This is a genomic window from Sporosarcina pasadenensis (assembly GCF_047228845.1).
In the GTDB taxonomy this organism is placed as follows: domain Bacteria; phylum Bacillota; class Bacilli; order Bacillales_A; family Planococcaceae; genus Sporosarcina.
This window is the reverse complement of sequence record NZ_JBFEGM010000019.1, coordinates 14504-38792: the sequence shown is the minus strand read 5'-3', so window position 1 is coordinate 38792 and position 24289 is coordinate 14504. Positions and strand designations below refer to the sequence as shown.

The following is a 24289-nucleotide window of genomic DNA, read 5'->3' as shown; positions in this document are numbered from 1 at the left end:
GGGCGCGGAACCTCTCGCTTTGGGCGCGGAACCTCTCGCTTTGGGCGCGGAACCTCTCGCTTTGGGCGCGGAACCTCCCGCTTCGGGCGCGGAACGGCTCGCTTTGTGACGCCGGCCATGGTAAATAAAAAATGCCGAGGAAGCGAATTTGCTTCCTCGGCATTTATTCAATCACGTAGCATCAATCGACTGATGCTCCATTGAACCATTATAGACATCCTTATCCAACTCACCGTTAATACGTGCAGTTGTCACGCCCGCGGTCATAGAACCACTTACGTTCAATGCTGTACGGCCCATATCGATCAGCGGTTCAACCGAAATCAGCAAACCTGCCAATGCGACCGGGAGATTCAAAGCCGAGAGGACTAGAATCGCCGCGAACGTAGCTCCCCCGCCGACTCCGGCAACCCCGAACGAACTAATTGCCACAATTGCAATCAACGTTAGCAGGAATGTCGGCTCCAATGGATTTTGACCGACAGTAGGTGCAATCATGACAGCGAGCATCGCTGGATACACGCCGGCACAGCCATTCTGCCCAATCGACAATCCGAATGAACCTGCAAAGTTTGCAATCCCGTCAGGAACTCCGAGCCGATCGGTTTGTGTTTTGATGTTAAGTGGTAAAGTACCCGCACTCGATCTTGACGAGAAAGCGAACAGCAAAGCTTCCGCCGTCTTCTTCACGTACGTTACCGGATTCAATCCGGAAATTGTAATGATAATCAAATGGATAAGGTACATGACGAGCAATGCAACGTACGAAGCAAGGACAAATTTCCCTAAGCTGAAGATCGCCGCAAAGTCTGATGTTGCAACAGTTCTTGCGATGATCGCCAAGATTCCGTAAGGCGTTAAACGCAACACGATACGTACGACACCCATGATCAATGAATAAAGGGCATCAATTCCCTTTTTCACCAAGTTGGCGTTCTCTTCATCCCGTCTCGTAAGTGCCAAATAGGCAAATCCAAGAAACGCCGCGAAAATGACAACGCCGATCGTCGATGTAGGGCGCGCTCCCGTAAAGTCAAGAAACGGGTTCGCAGGCAATAGTTCAAGAATTTGATCCGGCAATGCTTTGCCTGACATATCTGCAGAACGTTCTTCGATGGAAACACCACGTGCAGCTTCCGCCTCGCCTTGGACAATTTCAGAAGCGTCCAAGTTGAACAGCAATGACGCAGAAATACCGATAGCTGCAGCAATAGCAGTCGTACCGACAAGAATTCCTAAAATGATCCCAGCCATCTTGCCGAAGTTCTTCCCGATCGTCACTTTCGTGAACGCGCCGAGAATCGATATGAACACAAGAGGAACAACGATCATTTGTAGAAGCTTGACGTAGCCTGTTCCGATAATATTAAACCAACTAACCGATTTCGCCAGCACTTCCGAGTCTGCTCCATAAGCGACATTCAAGATAAAACCAAACAGGATCCCAAGTCCAAGACCAGTGAAAACCCTTTTGGAAAACGAAACATTTTTCCGATGCATACTATATAGAAGTCCTATTAAAAGTAACAACGCTGCTATATTTACAAATAGTAAAACAGTATCCACTTCTTTTCCCCCTCCAGGAATAAATAAAAAACTATAAAAAGACTATATACCCTTAAATCATATCAGTCAAGTAGGATTAACTATCTTCATTAATTTCTTTTACTGAAAGCGAAGTTCAACTACAGGAGTCCCCACTTGTGGATGATATTCCCTTCTTTTTCGGTTGGTTTTGGTATACTACTAGTGAGCAGTCACTTAAGGAGGGCTTATATGGCCAGTTTAATCACGGTTACGTTAACATCTACTTTCATATTGAACATTTTCCTTGCGATTGCGCTGATTTTCCTTGAAAGAAGGGACCCAACAGCAACGTGGGCATGGATTCTTGTCCTATTCTTCGTACCTTTATTCGGTTTTATCATCTATTTATTATTCGGAAGGAAATTACGGAGAAAGCACCTATTCAGGTGGGAAGGGAAAAACCGGATTGGTATCGAGACGTTACTTGATTACCAAATGGAAGCGATCGAGCAAGGGACATTCGACTTCAGACTGGATGATACCGCACATTACAAAGATAAGATCTACCTTCACCTTCGCAATAACCACGCCGTTTTGACACAAGACAATGACGTTCAAGTTTTTAATGACGGCGTCGCGAAATTCGACGCCTTGCTGAAAGATCTGGAAAACGCCAAAGACCATATCCATTTTCAATATTATATTTTGCGGCTGGACTCATTAGGCACCCGTATCCTGGATGTACTCATCAAGAAGGCAAAGCAAGGCGTGAAAGTGCGCGTCCTATTCGATGATATCGGCTCACGGGGACTTCGAGTGAAGCATTTAAAGGAATTAATCGATTGCGGCGGAGAAGTCGCAGCGTTCTTCCCGGCCATCCTGCCTCTCATCAACCCCCGCCTCAACTACCGGAACCACCGGAAGATCGTTGTCATTGACGGACGCGTCGGCTATGTCGGGGGTTTTAATGTCGGAGACGAGTACTTGGGATTGGATAAGAAATTCGGCTATTGGCGCGACACGCATCTACGCATCGAAGGTAGCGCGCTACATCCGCTTCAAACAAGATTCATCCTCGACTGGAACCAAGCAACCGAGATGGAAGACATCGAATATGCCGAACGGTACTTCCCTGCCATCCCACGGAAAGGGACGGTCGGCCTGCAAATCGTCTCAAGCGGTCCGGATGCCGAATGGGAACAGATTAAAGACGGCTATTTGAAGATGATTTTTTTGGCGAAGGATTATATTTACATCCAGACGCCGTACTTCATTCCGGACGTCAGCTTCCTTGACGCTTTACGCATCGCATGCTTATCAGGAGTGGACGTCCGCATCATGATTCCGAATAAGCCGGACCATATGTTTGTATATTGGGCGACATATTCGAATGTAGGAAAGCTGTTGAGGGCCGGTGCGAAAGTGTACATTTATGAAAATGGCTTCATCCATTCGAAGCAGATTGTCGTCGATGATGAGTTGTCCACCGTAGGAACGGCGAACATCGACGTCCGCAGCTTCAAACTCAACTTTGAAATCAATGCATTCATTTACGACCGCGAGAAGTCCCACGAGCTCGCTGAACTATTCGAGCAGGATATGCAATTATCGACGGAGCTGACGTACGAAATGTATTTGAACCGGACCCGGTGGATCAAAATCAAAGAATCGGTTTCAAGATTGTTGTCACCAATATTATGACGGATAAATTAAAATCCTCCCCCATCTCGTATTTCAAGATGGAGGAGGATTTTTTTCATTTCAACCCGAGATATTCTTCTAGTGTGATGTTGCGTTTGAAAATTTCTTCGGCAATTTCTTTTCCAACATAACGGAAATGCCACGATTCATGCCTGTAGCCCGTAATATGTTCCTTGCCTTCCGGGTATCGGAGGATGAAGCCATAACGGTACGCGTTTGCCGCTACCCACTTCCCAGCCTCCGTATCTCCAAATTTAAAAGAGGCCCAGTATTTTTCATAGTTCACTTCTCCGATATCGAACGCGAGCCCTGTTTGGTGTTCGGAATAGCCCGGACGTGCGCTGTACCGGTCTGCCTTTTCCACGCCATCCTTTTTGACGTATCGGTCGTAGAGCGACGCTTGGTATTCATAGGAACGGTATGTGCTGAAGGCAGTTAAATTGATGCCAGAAAATGTTGCCTCCGCAGCCATCTCCTCGAATGCTTCCCTCGCTACTTTGCTTTCACCTGGAGCGTACGTGCTTGGCAAAGGATATTTTTTATTCGCAATGAGGATTCCGTTAATGATTGTTGGTTTATCCGGCAGCTTCTGGCCTTCGATATAGCCGCTTTTGTTCGGGCTTGACTGCGGTTTATTCGTCACTTTCGGCTTTTCCTCTTGTTTCGGTTCCGGTTTTGCTGGTTCTACACTTTTCTCCGGCTCCTTCGTTTCCGGCTTTTTCACTTCCGCAGGCGGCTCTTCTTCAACAGGTTTCTCTTCAACAGGAGGTGTTTCCTCTTCAGGCTCTTCAGGCTCCACCTCTGTCATATCCAATTCGTCCACGTCATCCGGCTCCACTTCCTGCTCTTCCACAGGTGGCGCTTGCGTTTCACCGATGCCTGCTTGTCTTAATGTCTTCGTTATGTCCCAGTCGTTCATGCCGATCCACACAACAATTGCTGTCATGATCAAACTCGTCAATAGTAACGTGATCGTCAAAGCTTTGTTGGATTTCTTCCTGCTCTTATACTTCTGTTTCCGCTTCATCGTATGTTGGCCTTCCTTCTACTCTAGGTATCTCTCATTTATAAATATGTTCAAATCGCCATATGACGATGTTCTTTCAAGTCCGTGTATGCTATCATTTACTTTCAAATATGTATATTGTGTAAATGAATGATTGCGAGGATTACTTATGAATAATCAACGATGGCTTTCAATAAGCTTTTTAACATTCTTCTTTACGTGGGGTGTCTTTCTTCCCTACTGGACAGGTTGGTTGACGATTGAAAAGGGCTTGTCCGTGAAGGACGCAAGCATCGTCATGGGCGCAGGAATGATTGTCCGGTCATTTTCCACTTTCCTCGTCTTCCCTTATTTAACGGAAAGGACGTCGTATGTCCGCGTCATGAAATGGATGACGGTGTTGTCGTTGCTCCTAGCCGTCCTCTACATCCCCGAGGCACCATTCATTGCGTTGTTCATCATTACAGTACTGTTCAGCGCCGTTTATCCGATCATCTTGCCAGCTGTCGAAAGCGGTGCGTCCGTCCTTATGCAGAAGGAGCATATCCATTATGGCAAAAGTCGCTCATTCGGCTCGATTGGGTATACAGTTGCGCTCTTGCTCGTCGGTGCCGCAACGGCGATTTGGAATGAACAAGCTATCTTATATATGATGATTATAGGACTTGCAATTGCTGCCCTATTCTACTCCCGTCCCGCACCTGCCGTCTTACAGAGCATCCCTGATAGGAAGGATCCTCGCAATCGGAAGACCGGGTTGAAGACGTTGTTTGCGACAAAAGGCTTTACAGTCATCATGGTGCTTGCAATTCTTTTGCAAGGCGCCCATGCTTCTTACTACAATTACGGCTTTCTGTTCCTCGATGACTTGGATGTCAACGGATTCTACATCGGAATCATCTTGAATATCGCGGTTTTGTTCGAAATCCTATTCTTCGCAAAAGCGGATCGCTTCTTGACCGACATGCGGATATCGACGATGTTCCTCATTGCCGCAGTCGGATCGACGGTGCGGTGGGTACTCGTCTTCTTATTTCCAACAGCATTCGTTTTCATCGCGACACAGCTTTTGCATGCCGCATCGTTTGGTATCGCCCATTATGCGTTCATCCAATATATTTCGAAAAAGCTTCCAAATTCACAGATTGCTGCGGCCCAAGGGTTTTACGCCGCATTCGCCATGAGCTTAAGCACTGCCATCTTGACGTTTCCGGCAGGATTCCTATATGAAATTTCACCGGGAACCGCATTTTTAGGAATGACTGTCTGCTCCATCCCCGCCATCTTTATCGTACTCGCCACCCGCAAAAGGTTGGCTTATTAATATCTACCATGTTCTCCGCCCGCGGGGAACATTTTTTATTATAACTGTTGATTTTCACTACAGGCGGACGCTTTCCGCGGGCGAGGCTAAGCCTCCTCAGTCGCTACGCTCCCTCCGGGGTCTCAGCTGTCTCGCTTTTCCCGCAGGAGTCGCCGCCTTTCGCTACAATCAACGAAGCTCTCCATAAATAATAAATATTAAAATACAATAAGCAATAGCACAACGACAAATGAAAGCGCGAACAGGATGGATAAATAGCGCATCCATCTGGACTCCTTGTCAAACCCTTGCTCCTTGAACGATTTTGCCCTCGAGGCGTTCGTCAAGGTGAAAAGCGCCATCATCGTCAAAATGGCAAGATCCAACTTCCCTCTGACGACAAAAAATAATGTCACGACTCCTAACAAAACGATGCCGATGACGGATGCTTTCTTCTGAGTCACGTTAATTCCCTCCAAAAAAGGCCGGAGATTGCTCTCCAGCCTCCCATATGCCTTTGTCAATCTTTCTTTTTCTCCGTCTCAGCGACCGGTTGCACTTCTTTATAATAAAACTTCCGGCCCAAATACGTTTGGAAGATGAGCAATAGCCCACCGACCGCCCAATAGAGCGGTAGCGCCGCCATCACTGTGAATGAGATGAACATAATCATGATCGGCGACATATAGATGAACATTTTCATCTGTTGCTTCTGCTGCTCAGGCATCGTCCATAACGATACACGTGCTTGGACGAAATAAACTGCACCCGCAACAAGCATCATAATCTTATCCGGCTCGCCCAAATTAAACCAGAGGAATTGGTGCTCCTTCACTTCCGGCGGAGCGTAAAGGATGGCGAAATAAAGGCCCATGATAATCGGCATCTGGATGATCAATGGAAGACAGCCCATGTTCAACGGATTGACGCCGTGCTTGGAATACAAGCCCATCATTTCCTGTTGAAGCTTCATTTGCTCTTCCTTATCTTCCTTTTCTTTCGCTTCTTTCAAGCGCTTTTGGATATCTTCCATTTCCGGACGGAGTGCGTCCATTTTAATTTTCATTTCTTGCTGTGCCTTATAGTTTTTCAACATAAGCGGCATGAGCACTAAGCGGATGGCAACCGTAATGACGATGATCGCCAAACCATAACTTCCGTTGAACGTTTCACCAAGATAATGAAGCAGCCATTCCATCGGTTTAACGAAAATATTATAGAATGTGCCTTCTTTGTTCTGGACTCCGGAACAACCACTTAAGACAACTGCGGCGGTGATCAATATCGTGAATAAACCAATTTTCTTTTTCAATAAATTCACCTTCACTATTTCAAACTACTGAAAAGTATACATCAATTCACAGTGCAATTACAATCAATGTTCTTTATTTACTTGTATTTATCGGAAGACGGACATAAAAAAAAACGCCTCCATAACGGAAGCGATTTGATTATTGATTTTGAGGGGCTTGGCTCGCGTCGACTTTCTTACTGTAGAGACCGTCCACTTCTGACTCCTTGGACTTGTCTTCCACTTCTTGGTTGTAGTAATGGACGCTTGTTTGCGCGCCTTCACTTACCATTTTATTATCCTGCAAGTCATATGGATCCGAATGACCGGCTTTTGTGTCATCAGAACGGTTCAATTTTTGCGATTCTATAAAGGAGTCGACTTTCGTTTTCATATTATTCACCGCAACCATCGCCTTGTCACGGTTTTCTTTTTTGCTGAAATATGCGTATGCACCTGCAGCCAACGTAGCTAGAAGCAATCCATTTCCGCGTTTTCGTGCCATACTTATCAATCCTCCAATTAATATAAAAAATCGTATTATACTTGCAGTATACCCTTATCCCGATTTTGAAAACTCCATTCAGCCAGATGCAATAGCATCAATTGAATCGTTTTCATTACTTGTAGCATCTCATATCGCCCGCGTCATTTCAAATTATTCAGTTGATTTCCATGGATTCGACTATCTTTTTAGATAATTTAATTTTTAATATTTCAATATGATGACAATCATAGTTTCTTGTCCCATTTTTTGTTATGATAGCAAAAAGGATTGCGGAGGTGATTCGTCATGATCAGACCGATGACTGCCAAAGATATTGGCTATATACAGCACATTGCCCACACCACGTGGAATGATACATACGAGGGACTAATTCCTGAAAACATTCAAAAAGAATTTATCGCTCGATCCTATTCCGATGCGATGATGATGAAACGGATGGAGAAGACTCATGTGCTTGTCGCTGAATGTGAACAAGGAACCCCGATTGGCTTTCTCAATTTCACGAGGGAAGATGAAGATGGCGACTCCGAATTGACAGCCATGTATATTCTACCTTCCTATCAGCACTCAGGATACGGCAAAAGACTTTTCGATTATACGATCAGCATGCTCGGCAACGCCAAACAGCTCTTCGTTTATGTAGATAGCCGAAATACGGCTGGACGGGCATTTTATGAAAGACAAGGATTCGAATTGGTGGAGGTATTTAAGGAATACTTCGAAGGCTACCCTGTCGAAACCGCACAGTACGTCTACTATATCCATGAACCAGTGCTTGCCTATTAAGGTAAAAGACGCTTTCCCATTATGGGAAAGCGTCTTTTTGTTTTACAACGGTCTCATTCCATCGCTGTCATACGATCGATCCGCGTATTGAAGATCATCCTGTAATGTCGGCTTTTTCGTAAAGCAAAGAATTGCTGCGACGTAGAGCAGGATGGAAGACAACGAGAGAATTCCTCCTAAAACGCCAGCGATGATGAACATAATTCCTGCAAGTTTGGCATTCTTGTTTTTCCATATATTAACGATACCAATAATATTCAAAACGAGGCTGATGATTAGCCCGATGATAAGCAGCCAGAAGAATCCGCCCATTATATTAAATAAAGTTAAAATAGCATCTATATCCGCCTGTGTCAGCGATGGATCAGCCATCATATCCGCTTCAAAATCCTGTTTGAAAGACGGATCATTTTTAATCAGGTTTACTACTGCCATAACTAGAAACCCGAATACTACTCCAATTGCAGTCAATACCGCCGCAATGATGGATAACGCCTTTTCTGCTGTGCGATTCAAATAAAGCACCCTTTCCTCTTACATTTTTTCTATCATAACAAGTATACGAGAGATAAAACAATAAGTTTCATATCTCAACTTCTTTTTACAAGGGAAGTTTTGGAATTATCATTTGCGGGTACTAGATTTCTATGAAGGAACACATTAAGAAGTGGAAGGAGAGCATGAAATATGGGGAAAAATCTTATCTTCACCTCGACGGACATGCTTTACACAGTCGCAGGCGCATCCGTACTTACTGGCATCGTATATTTCGTCACAATGGCATGGGGGCTTTAATTCATTTTCAGCATAAATAAAAGGCAATCCTTTGATCAAATGAAGGATTGCCTTTTTTGCGTTTTTGTTTATGCTTTCACATCATCATATTCTTTATAACGATTAAACGCAGTGACTACGTACGAACATACAGCTTCCATCTTATATCCTTTTTCGCGGGCATATTCCGCAGCGCGGTCGAGCAATTGCTTTGCCACACCTTGTCCTCGCAAGTCTTCCGAAACATACGTATGATCCATTACCATGACATCGGCGAGAAGCGTCCACGTGATTTCAGCTAGCATCTTTCCGTCTTTTTCGTGCCGGAACGCAAATGCGTCTCCGCCAAGCTCGACTAATTCAAATTCCATGTGATCCTCTCCTTTTACAATATTCTATCATATTGCACGTTTGTATCACTTGAACCATGACTGGATCGATTCAAAAAGATCTGCAAAGAACTGTTTCACTTTATCCCAAAAACCCGGGTCGATTTCACCGAACTTCTCTTTTATCGTTGTAGCCATATCGGATAATTGCTCGGACAGTTTATTGAAATCGATGTCCAAGTTCCGGATCCGATCCATCAAGTCAATTAGCAATTGACGGTCTGCTTCGCTCAACTCGATATTCAGCTTCTTCAACTGTTCATTGACAATTGTCTCGACTTCTTCTTTCGTCGCTGGCTTGTTATCGGCGATCGCTTTCTTAATTTCCGTCAGAAGCTCCGCCACTTTGTCCTGGTCGATGCCGGAATCCTTCGCAAACTTCGTCGCCAAATTCAACTCGTCATTCGCGACATCCGTCCGCTCGGTATCAAGCGTTTCCCCGGACACTTCATACGCCTTATAAATCCCTACCAATGCAGAATGCCCCGTCACCGGCTTCGGCGCCGCCACTTCGACGATCGCGTCCTCGATGCCAGCTGTCATCATGGCCGTCGCATACATCTCGTTCGTCACTTGTGTAATATTATCAGGCGTGACGATGTTAATGACAAGGCCTTTCCCTTCGTCCTGCCTCGTAATTTTGGCGGATGAATACATTCTCGCCTGGCTGTTGCCGTCTTTAATATATTTCACAAGATCAGTTCCATCGACCGTAATTTCGTCGACTTCCGTACTCTCTTCGACTTTCAAGCTCTTTTTAACGCTTTCCTTCTCCGCGTCGGTCAAGTTCGCCCCTAGCACAACAATGGGCACACCCAGTTTTTCATCAATAGCCGCATCGGCTTTCGCATTCGTCGGCAGCAAGCTAAAGGCAATGAGTAGTAACGCGCTCGCCACCATCAACAGTTTCTTCATAAGCTTTCCCTCCTGTACTAAGAAGTAGTACGAAGTGCATTGAAAAAGGTTCCAGTTCTCATTTTAAGGTTGTCCAACCTTCACTTTGCGTAATTTTCCCTTCCTTCATCAACTTGCCGAGCGCCCGTTTGAATGCACCCTTGCTCATGCCGAACATCTCGCTTATTTCATCGGGAGTCGATTTGTCCGAGAACGGCATCTTGCCGCCTACATCCGACAAGTAGCGGTAAACAGTTTCCGCATCATCGCCGAGGCGCTCCTCTTTCCTAGGGAGCAAAGAACCGTTCAACGTACCGTCATCGCGCACGTCGATGATCCGGATATCCACTTCCTCTCCCAAGCGCGGCTCATGCTCCCGCTCTGTATTGTGGACGAATATCCTGTACGTTTCCGGAATGCTTAAGAAGAATGATCCTACCGGCAATAGACGGTATGCTCTTGCTTTCAAGTTTTTATTGAAAGTCGTTTCCGGTGCATCTGCAATCAATTCCAGCACTCTCTCCTCAGTCGCGAGGCGTCCGAAAATATTGCCGCCAAGATCGGTGCGCAATGTCATGAACAACTCGTCATCCGTCTTCGGCCATAGCGCTTTCACACGTGGCAAGTCCGCTTTATTCACGAGCACTTCAAAAGACGAACCGATGTCCACATAAGCGCCTTCCTTTTCGTCAATCCGAATGACACGCCCCCAGCCGAACGACTCGCATGTCATTTTCGGAATATTGGACGTCGCTGTCAATTCGCCGCGCCTGTTCATATACAGGAAGACTTCGACGACATCGCCCTCTTCGATCGGCGATTCGAATTCTGAGGCATTGATCATAATCTCCTGCTCGTCTCCGCCATCCAGCACCCATCTAGATCCTTCCTGGCCAATTACGGTCAGCTGGGCGGTAAAACCCGGTTTATGTTCTGTCATTTCATATCTCCTCTTCCATTTAGAAGCTTTGTCGTTCCTTCAGTCGTTGCACGAACCCTTCATCCTCTTTCATCGCTTCTACGAGGTCCGTAATCCGGTCCATCGCATTCCAGCTTAAATGGTGCTCGATTCCTTCAACGTCATTGTATATGTTCTTCTCTTCAACACCGATAATCCGGAGAAACTGTTCAAGAAGATCATGTCTTCTGACAAGCTTCTTTCCGAATGTCAATCCTTTTTCTGTCAGCTCAAGTCCTCTATAGCGCTCGTAGACGACATAGCCTTCACGGTCAAGACGCTGTGCCATCTTCGTGACAGATGAAGGCAATACCGAAAGTGCTTCTGCTACATCAGAAACGCGAGCCTCTCCTCTCGCCTCGAGCTGTAAATATATTTGTTCAATATAATCCTCCATACTTGGTGTTGCCAATCGTTCCACCTCCAGTATGTACATTCCCTGCCCAATCAATGATAAATCATACATGAAAAGCAGTTTACACTTTATTAATTACGGGTAAATTCACTATACCACTTCGAAGGAGTGAAAAAAATGGGTAAAATACTTTGGATTATTATCGTAGCATTAATCGCCTTCTGGCTGCTTGGATTTGTAATGAAGGTTGGAGGCGGACTGATCCACCTACTATTAGTCATCGCAGGAATCATATTCGTCATCCAGTTGTTAACCGGTAGGCGATCAGTTTAAAGAAAGGGTGCCTATCCTAGGCACCCTTTCTTATTTTACTTTTGCATAAATGCACGTATTTCGCAAATGCTTGCCATCCACTGATAGGGAATCGCATTTCAATGTCCCTTCAAGCTCAAACCCTGCCCGTTCAGCGACAGAACGGCTTCTCACATTTTCCTCATCACATCTTATTTCCACTCTTCGGGCGTTCAGTTCCTCGAATGCAAAACGAGTTAATCGCTCAACCGCTTCGGTCATAAGCCCTCGCCCTTCGAATTTCGTATCTAGCCAATACCCGATTTCGAACTTCGGAACTGTCCAATCAATACGGTGAAGTCCGGTCGATCCAACGAACTCGCCCGTTTCCTTAGAAAACATATGAAGCCGCAAATCTTTCCGTGTAATGAAATCTGCAATTGCCTGGCGCAGATTATCTTCTGTCACATGCAGCTCAGGTGCCTTTTGTGCAAATGGCATCCAATCCTTTAAGGCAGACAGCGAATTGCGGATCGCATTCCAGACGTCAAGTGCGTCTTCCACTTCAGGCATGCGGATAATGAGCCTCTCGGATTCAAATTCAGTCGGGAAATTCGGAATGCGTTTTTTCGGTTTCTCTCCAATACCTGCATCTTCCCACATGACAGGCGTCGTCGTTCCCGCAAGGAAGTCTTCCCGAGTCATCCCGTACGTAACAGCGTCATAATACGAATTCTCTTTCGGGGAAAACCATGCTTTCCGCAAATGGGCTTCCTTTACAAACCCGGCGCGCTCGAACGTCTTTCGCATCGCCAAATTATCTTGGCGCGTATGGCCTTCCAAACGGATTTTCTCTTCTGGCATGCCGAAGACGAACTCCGTAATGAGGCGAAGCGCCTTCGGTCCGTACCCGAGTCCTCTATAACGATCCGCAATCCGTAAATCGAACAACGGAATTTCATCCTGCAAATCATGGATCTTCACAATTCCTACGATTTCATCTTCCTCGTTTTGCACCCAGAACGTTTTCACTTCATCCGATTCATATCCGCCGTCTTCGATCGTCTTTTCAATCAGTTCGCGTTCCGGATGCGCATTTCCATGGAACGGCCATGTATTCGTCGTCAAAAAATGAATGAGCTGTTCCTGTTCCTCCATCGTCCATTCCCGTAATTTCATTCCAATCCCCCCGTTCGGGCTGCGTTCTTTACTTATGGATCCGCATCAATCTCAATGAATTCAACACGACGAGCAACGTTGCACCCATATCTGCAAAAATTGCAATCCATAATGTCAACCATCCTGGGATGATCAACAGCAGCGCTACAATTTTTAAGCCTACTGCAAACATAATATTTTCTTTAATAATCTGCAACGTTTTTCGGCTTAATTTCATCGTATACGGCAATTGCTGGAGATCGTCCGCCATCAAGGCGATATCCGCCGTTTCGAGAGCGGCATCTGTCCCTGCTCCTCCCATGGCGATTCCAATCGAAGAGGCGGCAAGCGCCGGCGCGTCATTAATGCCGTCACCGACCATCGCAACCCGGCCATATTGACCGATCAATCCTTTCACAGCAGTCAATTTGTCTTCCGGCATGAGTCCCGCACGAACGTCCGTCACGCCGGCCTGTTTCGCAATTGCCTCGGCTGTCCGCTCATCGTCCCCCGTCAGCATAACTGTATGCCGGATGCCGACCCCTTTCAATTGACGCAGCACGTCAGCACTTTCCGCACGCAACGGATCCGTAACCGCGATCAGTGCTTTGAATGAATGATCGAAGAGGACCGCCATGACGGATTTTCCGGCCAGTTGCAGCTCTTCGGCACGCTCTTTCATTTCCTCGGGCAGCTCTGTCAGCTCGGACGCCCACTTCATACTCCCGACGTGAACAAGGATGCCATCCACTTCCCCGAAAGCCCCTTTCCCGGTGACAGACTGGAAGTTCCGAATTTCCGCTGAGCGTCCGCCTTGAATTTCAGCATAGTCGACTATCGCACGCGCCAACGGATGCTGGGACATCGATTCAACAGCGGCGACCGCTTGTAGGATGGAATGTTTCTCCCCGCCTTCCGCAATAAAATCCGTCACTTCGGGATACCCTTTCGTCAAAGTGCCCGTCTTGTCAAATGCGACTGCGTGAATACGGCCCATCTCCTCAAGGTAGACGCCGCCTTTAATGAGGACGCCTTGGCGGGCGGCATTCCCGATTGCCGTTACGATAGCGACAGGTGTAGATACGACAAGGGCGCAAGGACAGCCGACAACAAGAACCGCAAGTCCTTGGTAAATCCATGTATGCCAATCCCCACCGAGAAGAGGCGGGACGATAGCGACGAGTACCGCGATGCCGATAATGATTGGTGTGTAATATTTCGCAAACCGATCGACGAATTTTTGAGAAGGTGCTTTCTCCGCTTGGGCATCCTCGACGAGATGGATGATTTTAGCGATCGTCGTATCCCCGACGAGTTTCGTCACAGTCACTTCGAGCGCACCTTCTTCATTCAACGTTCCCGCAAATACTTCGTCATCCACCTGTTTCAAAACAGGCACTGATTCCCCCGTGATCGCCGCCTGATTGACAGTCGATTTCCCGCTCCGAACGATGCCGTCCATCGCAATTTTCTGCCCCGGCTTCACGAGGAGGATGTCGCCGACTTGTATGTCTTCCGTCGGCAGTTCCATGATGCCCCCATCCCGTTTAACAAGCGCGGATGCTGGGGCGATATCCATAAGCTGGCGGATCGATTGTCGCGCTTTATTCATGGAGTAGGCTTCTAGCGCTTCACTCACCGCGAATAAAAAGACGACGACCGCCGCTTCCTGCCATTCACCGATAATTGCCGCTCCGATAATTGCAATCGTCATCAACGTCTTCATGTCGAAGTCGAGCCGTACAAGGTTTTTAATTCCTGTAATGAACATTCCCGTCCCGCCGATCAGGATGGCGACTGCGAACAGGCCCGTCGCTACAGCTGGATGCGCGACGTCCCGATAGGCGAAAACCATTCCCGCAATGACGAAGACGAGGGAGAGAATCGTAATTATATTTTCCTTTCTCCGGAAAAACGGGATTTTCGGTTCAGGGTCCCTTTTCGTCAAAGGTACGACTTGAATCCCATCAAAGGCACCTGCCGCCTGAAGCTCCCCCATCGTCGCTTCACCTGTGAAAGAAAGCTTCGATGCGCCGAAGTTGACGGTAGCTTCCGTCACGGAAGGAATGCTCTTCACATTGTTTTCGAATTTCATCGCACAGTTTGCGCAAGTAAGATTCTCGAGTCTGTATTCTGTCTTATCGGCCATCCGGATCATCCTCCCTTTCAGCTGCGTGATCGTGGGCAATCTTTACAAGATCGTATACATGCCCGTCCGCAAGAGAGTAATAGACCATTTTCCCTTTACGTTCCGATTTCGCAAGGCTATGTTCACGCAAATAGCGAAGATGATGGGAAGCCGTCGCATTCGATGAGCCGATGACCGCCGCTACATCGCAGACGCACATCTGCTCTTCCAACGTGAGCGAATAGGCGATCTTCAATCTCGTTTCGTCTGCAAGTGCCTTAAATATTTGCACCATGCCGCCGACATCCGGCAGCCCCTTTTGAACTTTCTCGACTATATTCTCGTGGACAATCGTCACTTCACATGTATCTTTCAATTTCATGTCGGCACCTCATTCAAATGTTCGTTTGATTATAGTACAGTATATGTTTACTCTTTCCTGAATGCAAGGATATTCAAACATATATTTGAATGAATTTTTTTCTCAAAATAAAGGGTTATTTGCCCTCGTATGGAAGTTAGTCATGACGATTGTTAATTTAAAAAACGGGGTGTGAACATGCAAAAAGGAAAATGGAATGCCATTACGGACGTGCCCGGAGTGGCGGTCGGCCATGTGACATTGAAGGAGGATCCCGGCCCAGAAAGCGCCTGCACAGGGGTTACGGCCATTTTGCCCCATGGCGGAAACAGTTTCGAACAGAAAGTGCCGGCAGCTAGTTTCGTATTGAACGGCTTCGGCAAATCGGCTGGGCTAATTCAAGTGGAGGAACTCGGTGTCATCGAGTCCCCCATCATGCTTACAAATACATTCAGCGTCGGGGCGGTGCTCGAGGGAACGCTGCAGCATATGCTCGAGGAGAACGCGGCAATCGGGGATTCCACCAGTTCATTGAACGTCGTAGTCGGCGAATGCAATGACAGTTATTTGAATGCAATGCGGGAGATGAAAGTCCGTCCGGAACACGCCATAAAGGCGATTCGCAAGGCGAGCGGAGGCGAACTCACACAAGGTGACGTCGGCGCAGGGAAAGGGATGATCTGCTTCGGCAGGAAAGGTGGAATTGGTTCGTCCTCAAGAATCGTGCACCATGGCGAGGATTCATTTACAGTCGGCGTACTGACCTTGACGAATTTCGGCAATGAGGAAGAATGTTTGATTGATGAATGGCTGGGGCGAAATGAAATTCATATGGAAACTGCCACCGACAAGTTGAAGCCGTCGCAGGAAATGCAAAGCGAAAAACCGGACGGCTCCATCATGATCATAGTCGCAACGGATGCGCCGTTGGATAGCAGACAGTTGAAGAGGCTAGCAAGACGCGCTTCTATCGGCCTCGGACGTACCGGGTCCCATATCCATAACGGAAGCGGTGACATCATCATTGCCTTCTCGAACGCTTACACGATTCCGCATTTGAGCATAGGCGGAGATACAGTGAGCTATACTTTATTGCGTGACGATGCCAAGGTGATGAACGACCTTTTCAAGGCGGTTATCGAGGCGACGGAAGAAGCGGTTTATCAATCGTTGATCCACGCACAGACGACAACCGGAAGACATGGACGAACGGTGGAACGATGGCCGTTTGTTGAGGAGTGAGCTAATAGGATAGCTTTTGGGCGCGGATGGCGGCTCTTTGGACGCGTGGGGCTTCACTTTGGACGTGGACGGCGGCTCTTTGGACGCACCGGCCTTCACTTTGGACGCTTCCGCTTTCAGTTCACTTCAATAAAAAAACGGCACGCATGAAGTTTCCTTTCATGCATGCCGTTATCTATTAATTATTGAGCCGGGTTTGCTTGTAGGTCGATTGAAATCTTGATGTCGTCGCCTACAAGTACGCCGCCTGCTTCAAGTGCTTGGTTCCATGTAAGACCGAACTCTTTACGGGAGACTTTCCCTTCCACTTCGAATGCAGCGACTTGAACACCCCATGGATTAGTTCCTGTGCCTTCGAATTCAGCTTTAAATGTAACTTTCTTCGTTACGTCCTTAATTGTCAAATCCCCTGTCACATCGTACTCATCATCGCCTTTTTTCACGATGTCAGTCGAAACGAATGTCAGTTGCGGGAATTTTTCCGTATCGAAGAAATCTCCTGAACGAAGGTGATTGTCGCGATCCTCGCTATTTGTATTAATTGAGTTTGCATCGATTGTGAAATTGATTGTCGCACCTGTCAAATCTTCAGGATTCCCCTCGATTGTCCCTTCCACTCCTGCAAAACTTCCTTTAACTTTTGAAACCATCATATGCTTTACTGAAAAACCAACACTCGTATGCGACGCGTCCACTTTCCATGTCGTCATTTCCACATCCACCCTCTCCATTTTTTGTTTTACCCGTTTTCATTACCCTATTCCTATACCCAGATTCATAGAGAGATATTCTCGCTATGCGAAAAATATCTTCATTCCAAGATATATTCAATATGATAACCCGATTATGTCTCGAAGTCAAGATACTTATCCCTTAAATTTCTATTCACCATTCCTCGGTTATTATTTCTTGTCAAATCGGTGGATAGCCAGCATACTTATAAAAGTGAAGCCTTCGTTTTCTTCAAAACGAATAGAAGGTTTTCAGCGCATTAGAATTGAAGGGACTGGATGTTGATGTCTAAGCATCAGTGGTTAGAGGAACTACGCGGGATTATTAAAGTAGGTATACTACGGATAGATGAACCATTAAGCAAATATACGATGACAAAACTTGGCGGATTAGCAGATATACTAGTCATTCCTGGGACAATCGAGGAAACGGAAGCGACGGTACGGTATGCATATGAAAATGAAATTCCGCTATTATTATTAGGAAACGGATCGAATATGGTCGTGAGGGATGGCGGAGTGCGTGGAATCGTCCTCCATCTGTCGAAATTGGATAAAATCCGGGTGGACGGCAACAAAGTTCATGCAGAAGCAGGAGCGCTCATTATCGATGTTTCAAGGCGGGCGGCTGCAGAATCGTTGACAGGCCTTGAATTCGCTTGCGGAATCCCCGGCTCCATCGGCGGCGCGATGGCTATGAATGCGGGTGCCTACGGCGGGGAAATCAAAGATATTATTGTGCAATGCACTGTATTGACAAAGACGGGTGAACGCCTCGTTCTATCGAAGGACGAATTGGAGCTTGGCTATCGGAAAAGCATCATAGCATCTGAAGGATATTATGTCTTGTCCGCTGATTTCGAATTGGCGGAGGGAGACAAGGAAGCAATCGACGCAAAAGTAGCGGACTTGACGTTCCAGCGAGAATCCAAGCAGCCTTTGGAATACCCTTCGGCAGGCAGTGTATTTAAACGTCCGCCAGGCTATTTTGCGGGGAAATTGATCCAAGATTGCGGCCTGCAAGGAAAAGGCCATGGTGGCGCGGAAGTGTCGACGAAGCATGCGGGTTTCATCATTAATAAAAACGGAGCGACCGCATCCGACTATATTGAAACAATCAATATGGTGAAGGCGGAAGTGAAAAAGCGATTCGACGTCGACTTGGAGTTGGAAGTGAAGATCGTCGGAGAAGAATGATTTTATTTATTTGATTACAAACAAAAAGCGGATGACCATAAACCGGCCATCCGCTTATATTTAAGTTTAGTCTATTATTGATCCGTTCTGCAGATGAATTCTGTCGCTTCGGTCACTCTGTCGTCCGTAATCTGCACTTGACACATTTTATGATTGTTCATGAATTTGAAAATCCCGTTATTGAAATCCGTTCCGATTTCCTTAAAGAAAATGCCTTCGAAACGTGCCTCTTTTGAAAGGGTGAAGCTAATTCGGAAGCCGTCACCTTCTTCGACTAAATAAGCCCGCACACCTTTTTCGAACATGCCTTCTATTTCATCTTTAATCGCACGATCAACGGAGACGACATGGAAATCAACAAATGTTATTTCACGCAACAACACGTTCATGAACGAGCCTTTTGTGATCTCTTCCCATCTGCTTTGGGCAGTTTGACCGATAATGATCTGCGTAATATTGTGTTTGTGAGCTACTTCTTTGATCACCTTTGCAACCGGCCGTTTTTCATTATCCATAATGATGAAATCTTCTACATCGAGCTCTTTGGCAAGCTCTTGCCATCTCTCGATATACTCGGATTTTTCAGCGTCAAATTCATCATATGGCAATGGGTCAATCGTTAGTATATATAGTGGACAATCGATGATGGATGCCATTTTATGTCCACGTCTAATGAGACGTTCGCCATTTGGACCGTAGTAGACACAAACAAGTATGCTTTCGTCCATACGACCTTTTACTTTGCCCATGACCGTAGTCACCTCTTACAATTATTTTCGTTCACTGCAACGCAACTTATATTTACAATTGAAAACCACAATATTATACATAAAAGATGATTGGCTGACAAGATGTAAATGTCTCAAAGTGCGATGGAAATCCGTTTAGTGTATAATTCTATTTATGAACTTTTCCATTGGTATCTGTAGCTACCTATTATGTCCCCAGTTCTGTCGCGAGTCAAGCCCATCCCCCATAGTTATGAAAAAATTTACATAAGAAGTTGAAATCCTTACAGGAGGTTAGCTGTTTGACGATTACATTATCTATATTCATCCCCTTTTTAGCTGCCATCTTCGTTCCCTTTCTATATAAAAGGATACAAAGCCGAAAAATCGGCTGGTTTGTCTTGCTTGTTCCATTCATGTTATTCGCAACGCTAGCAAGCTTCATCCCTTCTATTGCAAAAGGCGAAACGTATACACATACTTTCCGGTGGATTGATTCTGCTGGGATCCATTTTACAACTTATCTTGATGGCCTCAGTTTAATATTCGGCCTTCTCATTACAGGTGTCGGCAGTTTGGTCATCCTGTATTCCATCTATTATTTATCAGAACGGGAGTCATTGGGGCGCTTCTACGTTTACCTTTTACTGTTCATGGGCGCCATGCTCGGAGTCGTTTTTTCCGACAATCTGATGGTGCTGTACGTCTTTTGGGAATTGACGAGCATTTCTTCCTTCCTTCTGATCGCCTTCTGGTATCACCGGAAGAAATCGAGGTATGGTGCGCAAAAGTCCATGCTCATAACAGTATCGGGCGGAATTGCGATGCTTGCCGGCTTCATCATGCTACATACTATGACAGGCTCGTATAGTGTACGTGAGATAGTGGTCACGATTGGGCAATATACGGACGAGCCTCTTTTCTTATCTGCCATGTTGCTCGTATTAGTAGGGGCATTTACGAAATCTGCACAATTTCCGTTTCATATTTGGTTGCCAGATGCGATGGAAGCACCTACACCGGTCAGTGCTTATTTGCACTCCGCGACGATGGTCAAGGCGGGCATCTATTTGGTTGCACGTTTCACTCCGATTTTCGGCAGTGAGATGATCTGGTTCTATGTCGTAAGCAGTGTCGGGATTTTCACTTTGTTCTGGGGATCGTTTAACGCAGTGAAACAGACCGACCTGAAGGCATTGCTCGCTTATTCGACAATTAGTCAGCTCGGATTGGTCATGAGCCTCTTCGGTCTTGGATCGGCCGCACTCAATGAGGGGCATAGCGCGAATACGATCATCTATACCCAAGCTACTTTTGCGGCATTATTCCATCTTATTAACCACTCCACCTTTAAAGGTGCCCTCTTCATGGTTGTCGGCATTGTCGACCATGAACTCGGGACACGGGATGTCCGCAGATTGGGCGGGCTTATGGCTTTCATGCCGGTCACCTTCAGCATCGCTTTGATCGGTAGCTTCTCAATGGCCGGCTTGCCTCCTTTTAATGGGTTCCTAAGCAAGGAAATGTTTTTTGAGTCATTAGTGAATGCACGTAACCTTGATCTTTTTGAAGTGAGCACCATGGGGACACTGTTCCTCATTGTCGCGTGGCTTGCGAGCGTCCTCACATTCGTTTACAGCATGATTATCGTATTCCAAACGTTCTTCGGAGAATTCCAACCCGATAGAATCGAGAAGCCTTCAAGGGAAGCTCCTTTCGGAATGCTCATTGCCCCTTCCATTCTGGCAATACTCGTCGTTGGGATCTTCTTTTTCCCGAATATAATCGGAAACTATTTGTTGCGTCCAGCTATGGCTGCAGTCTACCCTTCATTGGAAGACGTTAAAGGACTGACGCCGCATATCTCTGCCTGGCACGGCTTCAATCCAGCATTGTGGATGACGATAGGTGTTGTTGTTCTTGGAATCATTCTATACAGACTCTTTCATTATTGGAGGGGCATTTATACAATCGCCCCTTTGAATTGGAATTTGGATGCAGCCTTCAATGCTACTCTCATATTGCTGGAAAAAGGATCTCATTTCTTTACCCGCCTTTATATGAAAGGGTATTTGAAGGACTATCTCGTCTATATATTCTCTTTCTTTATCGTGGTGGTCGGAGGAGCCATATTGTATACCGGTTCCTATTCGTTCGACTTTTCGAATGACGGACCAATCACGACAAATGAGTACCTGATCGTACTTGCAATGGCTGGGGCGGGAATTTCAATGCTATTCGCAAAATCCCGTATGACAGCGATCATTTTAAATGGCGTTCTCGGCTATTCAATCGCTTTTTTCTTTGTCATCTTCCGCGCACCGGATTTGGCATTGACCCAAGCAGTTGTTGAAACGGTGACAACTGCCCTGTTCCTACTTTGCTTCTACTTCTTGCCGGATTGGAAGAAAGAGCGTTCAGCACGGGGGACGAAAGTGTTGAATGGACTGATTGCCGTCTCGGTCGGGACAATCGTGACAGTTCTCGCCCTTACAGTGCAAGGGAATAAAATGTTTGAATCCATTTCGGTTTACTTTGAAGATGCATACCGCCTTGCCGGAGGTAAAAATATTGTCAATACGATATTAGGAGATTTCCGTGCATTCGATACGATGCTTGAAGTCGTTGTACTTTTCATCGCGGGAATCGGTGTGTTCACGCTTATTAAATTGAAAACGCGAAAGGAGGGACAGGATTTTGAAGATCAATGATGTCATTTTGCAAACAGTGACGAAAATCGTCGTATTCATCATCTTGACGTTCGGCGTGGAGCTGTTTCTGTCGGGGCATAACAATCCCGGTGGCGGTTTTATCGGCGGTCTTGTCCTCTCCTCCGCATTCGTACTGCTTTATTTAGTTCATGATATTGAAACGGTGCATAAAGGCATTCCGTTTGATTTTAAGAAGGTGGCGGCACTAGGAGCATTGCTTGCCGTCGGTACGGGCATAGGTTCCGTCCTGTTCGGCAATGACTTCCTTACACAGGGAGCCGGACATTTCAACTTGCCTGTTTTCGGAGAGACCGAACTGTCGACAGTCATCATCTTCGAAGCGGGGGTTGCATTGACGGTTGTCGGTGTTGTCGTAACGATTATTTCAACCATTAGTGAGGATGTGTAGCAGATGGAAACATTAATAACGATACTTGTCGGCTTTCTTGTGACAATCGCTGTCTATTTGCTGCTGTCCCGCAATTTAATTCGCGTGATTTTAGGGACTGCCGTCCTGTCTCACGCAGCGCATCTACTATTGATGACTATGGGAGGCTTGAAGAAAGGCAGTGCCCCGTTGCTCGGCGAGAATGCGGAAAGCTATACGGACGCATTGCCACAGGCGCTGATTCTTACTGCAATTGTGATCAGCTTCGCCGTCACCGCATTTCTACTCGTACTTGCGTATCGCACGTACAAGAAGACGGGAACTGACAACCTCCAAGCATTGAGAGGGTTTGAAGATGAATAATATACTAGTTATGCCAATGATCATTCCTTTACTAACTGGAATCATCCTCGTATTTTTACGTCCTTACGTAAACACGCAGCGAGTCCTCAGCATCGTGTCGAGTATCGCGACAGTCGTCGTCAGTCTCGTCATTTTAGATCGGATCCAGCAAGACGGGATTTTGAGGCTCGATTTTGGAGGCTGGCTGCCGCCCTACGGAATTTTATTCGTTGCAGATTCCTTTTCCATGCTTCTCGTCGCGACGACTTCAATCGTGACAGGAATTCTACTCCTATACGCTTTTTCGTCAATCGGACGACAGCATGAGAATATGTTCTTTTATCCGTTCGTCTTCTTCCTCGTTGCGGGCGTTAACGGCTCATTCCTGACAGGAGACCTGTTCAACTTATTCGTCTGTTTTGAAGTGATGCTTCTCTCCTCTTACGTGCTCATTACAATGGGAGGCAGAAAGATTCAACTGATTGAATCAATTAAATATGTAACGATCAATGTCCTTTCCTCATGGTTCTTCTTAATGGGGATCGCGTATATTTACGGTACGGTTGGAACGTTGAATATGGCTCATTTGTCAGTGAGAATCGCAGAAGTCGGACAAGGTCCGTTGCTGACAGTGATCAGCCTTCTCTTTTTAATCGTCTTCAGTTTGAAGGCGGGGTTGCTTCTTTATTTCTGGCTTCCTGGATCATACAGCGCGCCACCGACCGTCATAGCGGCCCTGTTTGGAGCACTGCTCACGAAGGTGGGGATTTACGCGATGTTCCGTATCTTCACGCTTATTTTTTATCATGAAACGGTCATTACACATACTGTGATAGGTGTGATGGCGATTCTTACGATGATTGGCGGAAGTGTCGGTGCCATTGCGTATAACGATATACGCAAAATTGTTTCGTACAATGTTGTGATAGCGGTCGGATTCATATTGGCAGGTCTTGCGATTTCAACAGAAGCCGCATTCCAAGGAGCCATCTATTATTTGATTCACGACATGGTCATCAAAGCATTGCTATTCCTCATTGCAGGAACGATGATTTATCTGACGGGTAAAGCCAAGATCGAAGAGATGAGCGGATTAATCCGGAACTATCCGACGCTCGGTTGGCTATTTTTCATCACGATGCTGTCACTCGCCGGAATTCCTCCGTTAAGCGGGTTCATCGGCAAGGTGTACATAGGTCAGGGAGCAATCGAAGCAGGCTCATTTATCCTTTTGGCGGCGGCCTTTTTATCCGGCATATTCGTCTTATACTCGCTATTGCGCATTTTCCTGAATTGCTTTTGGGGCGAAACGATCATTAGTGAGGACGACGATGTTCCATTGAATAAAGGGATGCTCGTTCCGTGTGTTTTATTTGCAATCATGACGGTTGCAATCGGGATCGGCGTCGAAGGGATCGCTCCATATGTGAGTGATGCTGCACGGACGCTTATGAATCCGGAAATCTATATAGAAGCTGTTTTACAAGGAAATCGTTAAGCGGAAAGTTGAGGTGGAGATA

Annotated in this window: 25 protein-coding genes; 10 read left to right on the top strand and 15 right to left on the bottom strand. The window is 46.4% G+C overall.

The window, feature by feature from the left end; genetic code table 11:
* Positions 1–171: 171 nt before the first annotated feature.
* Entirely contained in the window at positions 172–1500 is a 1329-nt protein-coding gene (locus tag AB1K89_RS17410; RefSeq protein ID WP_413055961.1) for an L-cystine transporter, read from the bottom strand.
* 276 nt (positions 1501–1776) lie between these two features.
* On the opposite strand from AB1K89_RS17410, the gene cls reads away from it, so the two are divergent.
* Positions 1777–3228, top strand: a complete 1452-nt coding sequence (gene cls, locus AB1K89_RS17405; RefSeq protein WP_413055960.1) for a cardiolipin synthase — start codon at positions 1777–1779, stop codon at positions 3226–3228.
* 55 nt (positions 3229–3283) lie between these two features.
* Here cls and AB1K89_RS17400 read toward each other — a convergent pair whose 3' ends face one another.
* On the bottom strand, positions 3284–4255 hold the full coding sequence (locus tag AB1K89_RS17400) for a M15 family metallopeptidase (protein WP_413055959.1): 972 nt from the start codon (positions 4253–4255) through the stop codon (positions 3284–3286).
* Between the two features lie 148 nt (positions 4256–4403).
* Here AB1K89_RS17400 and AB1K89_RS17395 point away from each other — a divergent pair, with 148 nt between their 5' ends.
* Positions 4404–5558, top strand: coding sequence for an MFS transporter (locus tag AB1K89_RS17395; protein WP_413055958.1), 1155 nt, complete (start codon positions 4404–4406; stop codon positions 5556–5558).
* 197 nt (positions 5559–5755) lie between these two features.
* On the opposite strand, the gene AB1K89_RS17390 is transcribed toward AB1K89_RS17395, so the two are convergent.
* The 3 genes from AB1K89_RS17390 to AB1K89_RS17380 all read right to left on the bottom strand — a co-directional run bounded on the left by AB1K89_RS17390 (position 5756) and on the right by AB1K89_RS17380 (position 7333).
* Positions 5756–6001 carry a hypothetical protein gene (locus tag AB1K89_RS17390; protein ID WP_413055957.1) on the bottom strand — a complete coding sequence of 82 codons (246 nt, stop codon included), beginning with the start codon at positions 5999–6001 and terminating at the stop codon, positions 5756–5758.
* Between the two features lie 56 nt (positions 6002–6057).
* Positions 6058–6849: a membrane protein insertase YidC gene (yidC, locus tag AB1K89_RS17385; protein ID WP_413055956.1), complete on the bottom strand. Its 792-nt coding sequence runs from the start codon at positions 6847–6849 to the stop codon at positions 6058–6060.
* Between the two features lie 139 nt (positions 6850–6988).
* Positions 6989–7333 (bottom strand): hypothetical protein, encoded by a 345-nt coding sequence (locus AB1K89_RS17380; protein WP_413055955.1) that lies wholly within the window; start codon positions 7331–7333, stop codon positions 6989–6991.
* Positions 7334–7621: 288 nt separating this feature from the next.
* On the opposite strand from AB1K89_RS17380, the gene AB1K89_RS17375 reads away from it, so the two are divergent.
* Positions 7622–8122, top strand: coding sequence for a GNAT family N-acetyltransferase (locus AB1K89_RS17375; protein ID WP_413055954.1), 501 nt, complete (start codon positions 7622–7624; stop codon positions 8120–8122).
* Positions 8123–8164: 42 nt separating this feature from the next.
* On the opposite strand, the gene AB1K89_RS17370 is transcribed toward AB1K89_RS17375, so the two are convergent.
* From AB1K89_RS17370 to mntR, 5 genes are all read right to left on the bottom strand, one after another.
* A complete protein-coding gene (locus AB1K89_RS17370; RefSeq protein WP_413055953.1) occupies positions 8165–8638 on the bottom strand; it encodes a DUF4064 domain-containing protein in 474 nt (157 codons plus the stop codon).
* A 347-nt stretch (positions 8639–8985) separates the two neighbouring features.
* Positions 8986–9267, bottom strand: coding sequence for a GNAT family N-acetyltransferase (locus AB1K89_RS17365; protein ID WP_252504551.1), 282 nt, complete (start codon positions 9265–9267; stop codon positions 8986–8988).
* Positions 9268–9312: 45 nt separating this feature from the next.
* Positions 9313–10200: a DUF1002 domain-containing protein gene (locus tag AB1K89_RS17360; RefSeq protein WP_413055952.1), complete on the bottom strand. Its 888-nt coding sequence runs from the start codon at positions 10198–10200 to the stop codon at positions 9313–9315.
* A 58-nt stretch (positions 10201–10258) separates the two neighbouring features.
* Positions 10259–11119 (bottom strand): CvfB family protein, encoded by an 861-nt coding sequence (locus tag AB1K89_RS17355; protein ID WP_413055951.1) that lies wholly within the window; start codon positions 11117–11119, stop codon positions 10259–10261.
* Positions 11120–11138: 19 nt separating this feature from the next.
* The gene (mntR, locus tag AB1K89_RS17350) at positions 11139–11549 is read right to left on the bottom strand and encodes a transcriptional regulator MntR (RefSeq protein WP_413055950.1); all 411 of its coding nucleotides are present in this window, start codon (positions 11547–11549) and stop codon (positions 11139–11141) included.
* Between the two features lie 120 nt (positions 11550–11669).
* Between mntR and AB1K89_RS17345 the strand changes: the two genes are divergently transcribed.
* Positions 11670–11825: a lmo0937 family membrane protein gene (locus AB1K89_RS17345; protein ID WP_153009923.1), complete on the top strand. Its 156-nt coding sequence runs from the start codon at positions 11670–11672 to the stop codon at positions 11823–11825.
* A 30-nt stretch (positions 11826–11855) separates the two neighbouring features.
* Here AB1K89_RS17345 and AB1K89_RS17340 read toward each other — a convergent pair whose 3' ends face one another.
* Genes AB1K89_RS17340 through AB1K89_RS17330 form a run of 3 tightly spaced genes read right to left on the bottom strand, consistent with a single transcriptional unit; the run spans position 11856 to position 15451 of the window.
* A complete protein-coding gene (locus AB1K89_RS17340; protein WP_413055949.1) occupies positions 11856–12962 on the bottom strand; it encodes a GNAT family N-acetyltransferase in 1107 nt (368 codons plus the stop codon).
* Positions 12963–12990: 28 nt separating this feature from the next.
* Positions 12991–15099, bottom strand: coding sequence for a heavy metal translocating P-type ATPase (locus tag AB1K89_RS17335; protein WP_413055948.1), 2109 nt, complete (start codon positions 15097–15099; stop codon positions 12991–12993).
* Complete coding sequence (locus AB1K89_RS17330; RefSeq protein ID WP_252504558.1) at positions 15080–15451, bottom strand: ArsR/SmtB family transcription factor; 372 nt, start codon at positions 15449–15451, stop codon at positions 15080–15082. The genes AB1K89_RS17335 and AB1K89_RS17330 overlap by 20 nt, the downstream gene beginning before the upstream one ends.
* A gap of 177 nt (positions 15452–15628) precedes the next feature.
* Between AB1K89_RS17330 and AB1K89_RS17325 the strand changes: the two genes are divergently transcribed.
* Positions 15629–16672 (top strand): DmpA family aminopeptidase, encoded by a 1044-nt coding sequence (locus tag AB1K89_RS17325; protein WP_413055947.1) that lies wholly within the window; start codon positions 15629–15631, stop codon positions 16670–16672.
* A gap of 182 nt (positions 16673–16854) precedes the next feature.
* Here AB1K89_RS17325 and AB1K89_RS17320 read toward each other — a convergent pair whose 3' ends face one another.
* Positions 16855–17382, bottom strand: coding sequence for a YceI family protein (locus tag AB1K89_RS17320; protein ID WP_413055946.1), 528 nt, complete (start codon positions 17380–17382; stop codon positions 16855–16857).
* A 306-nt stretch (positions 17383–17688) separates the two neighbouring features.
* Between AB1K89_RS17320 and murB the strand changes: the two genes are divergently transcribed.
* Positions 17689–18600, top strand: coding sequence for a UDP-N-acetylmuramate dehydrogenase (gene murB / locus AB1K89_RS17315; RefSeq protein ID WP_413055945.1), 912 nt, complete (start codon positions 17689–17691; stop codon positions 18598–18600).
* 74 nt (positions 18601–18674) lie between these two features.
* Here the strand turns inward: murB and AB1K89_RS17310 are convergent, their stop codons facing one another.
* A complete protein-coding gene (locus tag AB1K89_RS17310) occupies positions 18675–19349 on the bottom strand; it encodes an adenine nucleotide alpha hydrolase family protein (protein WP_252504564.1) in 675 nt (224 codons plus the stop codon).
* Positions 19350–19630: 281 nt separating this feature from the next.
* Here AB1K89_RS17310 and AB1K89_RS17305 point away from each other — a divergent pair, with 281 nt between their 5' ends.
* From AB1K89_RS17305 to AB1K89_RS17290, 4 genes are read left to right on the top strand one after another with little or no spacing between them, the layout of a single operon-like run.
* Entirely contained in the window at positions 19631–22039 is a 2409-nt protein-coding gene (locus tag AB1K89_RS17305) for a Na+/H+ antiporter subunit A (RefSeq protein ID WP_413055944.1), read from the top strand.
* Positions 22026–22448 (top strand): Na(+)/H(+) antiporter subunit B, encoded by a 423-nt coding sequence (locus AB1K89_RS17300; protein WP_413055943.1) that lies wholly within the window; start codon positions 22026–22028, stop codon positions 22446–22448. The genes AB1K89_RS17305 and AB1K89_RS17300 overlap by 14 nt, the downstream gene beginning before the upstream one ends.
* Before the next feature lie 3 nt (positions 22449–22451).
* Positions 22452–22790 carry a Na(+)/H(+) antiporter subunit C gene (locus AB1K89_RS17295; RefSeq protein ID WP_252504567.1) on the top strand — a complete coding sequence of 113 codons (339 nt, stop codon included), beginning with the start codon at positions 22452–22454 and terminating at the stop codon, positions 22788–22790.
* Positions 22783–24267 (top strand): Na+/H+ antiporter subunit D, encoded by a 1485-nt coding sequence (locus AB1K89_RS17290; RefSeq protein ID WP_413055942.1) that lies wholly within the window; start codon positions 22783–22785, stop codon positions 24265–24267. The genes AB1K89_RS17295 and AB1K89_RS17290 overlap by 8 nt, the downstream gene beginning before the upstream one ends.
* The last annotated feature ends 22 nt before the right edge of the window (positions 24268–24289 follow it).

Excerpts from the sequence above, each read along its gene's own strand:
- AB1K89_RS17355 (WP_413055951.1), bottom strand. The coding sequence starts at position 11,119 with ATGACAGAACATAAACCGGGTTTTACCGCCCAGCTGACCGTAATTGGC.
- AB1K89_RS17320 (WP_413055946.1), bottom strand. The coding sequence starts at position 17,382 with ATGACGACATGGAAAGTGGACGCGTCGCATACGAGTGTTGGTTTTTCA.
- AB1K89_RS17410 (WP_413055961.1), bottom strand. The coding sequence starts at position 1,500 with ATGCATCGGAAAAATGTTTCGTTTTCCAAAAGGGTTTTCACTGGTCTT.
- AB1K89_RS17290 (WP_413055942.1), top strand. The coding sequence starts at position 22,783 with ATGAATAATATACTAGTTATGCCAATGATCATTCCTTTACTAACTGGA.
- AB1K89_RS17295 (WP_252504567.1), top strand. The coding sequence starts at position 22,452 with ATGGAAACATTAATAACGATACTTGTCGGCTTTCTTGTGACAATCGCT.
- AB1K89_RS17400 (WP_413055959.1), bottom strand. The coding sequence starts at position 4,255 with ATGAAGCGGAAACAGAAGTATAAGAGCAGGAAGAAATCCAACAAAGCT.
- AB1K89_RS17325 (WP_413055947.1), top strand. The coding sequence starts at position 15,629 with ATGCAAAAAGGAAAATGGAATGCCATTACGGACGTGCCCGGAGTGGCG.
- AB1K89_RS17310 (WP_252504564.1), bottom strand. The coding sequence starts at position 19,349 with ATGGGCAAAGTAAAAGGTCGTATGGACGAAAGCATACTTGTTTGTGTC.
- AB1K89_RS17365 (WP_252504551.1), bottom strand. The coding sequence starts at position 9,267 with ATGGAATTTGAATTAGTCGAGCTTGGCGGAGACGCATTTGCGTTCCGG.
- AB1K89_RS17360 (WP_413055952.1), bottom strand. The coding sequence starts at position 10,200 with ATGAAGAAACTGTTGATGGTGGCGAGCGCGTTACTACTCATTGCCTTT.
- AB1K89_RS17375 (WP_413055954.1), top strand. The coding sequence starts at position 7,622 with ATGATCAGACCGATGACTGCCAAAGATATTGGCTATATACAGCACATT.
- AB1K89_RS17345 (WP_153009923.1), top strand. The coding sequence starts at position 11,670 with ATGGGTAAAATACTTTGGATTATTATCGTAGCATTAATCGCCTTCTGG.
- murB (WP_413055945.1), top strand. The coding sequence starts at position 17,689 with ATGTCTAAGCATCAGTGGTTAGAGGAACTACGCGGGATTATTAAAGTA.
- AB1K89_RS17380 (WP_413055955.1), bottom strand. The coding sequence starts at position 7,333 with ATGGCACGAAAACGCGGAAATGGATTGCTTCTAGCTACGTTGGCTGCA.
- AB1K89_RS17340 (WP_413055949.1), bottom strand. The coding sequence starts at position 12,962 with ATGAAATTACGGGAATGGACGATGGAGGAACAGGAACAGCTCATTCAT.
- AB1K89_RS17335 (WP_413055948.1), bottom strand. The coding sequence starts at position 15,099 with ATGATCCGGATGGCCGATAAGACAGAATACAGACTCGAGAATCTTACT.
- cls (WP_413055960.1), top strand. The coding sequence starts at position 1,777 with ATGGCCAGTTTAATCACGGTTACGTTAACATCTACTTTCATATTGAAC.
- AB1K89_RS17330 (WP_252504558.1), bottom strand. The coding sequence starts at position 15,451 with ATGAAATTGAAAGATACATGTGAAGTGACGATTGTCCACGAGAATATA.
- AB1K89_RS17395 (WP_413055958.1), top strand. The coding sequence starts at position 4,404 with ATGAATAATCAACGATGGCTTTCAATAAGCTTTTTAACATTCTTCTTT.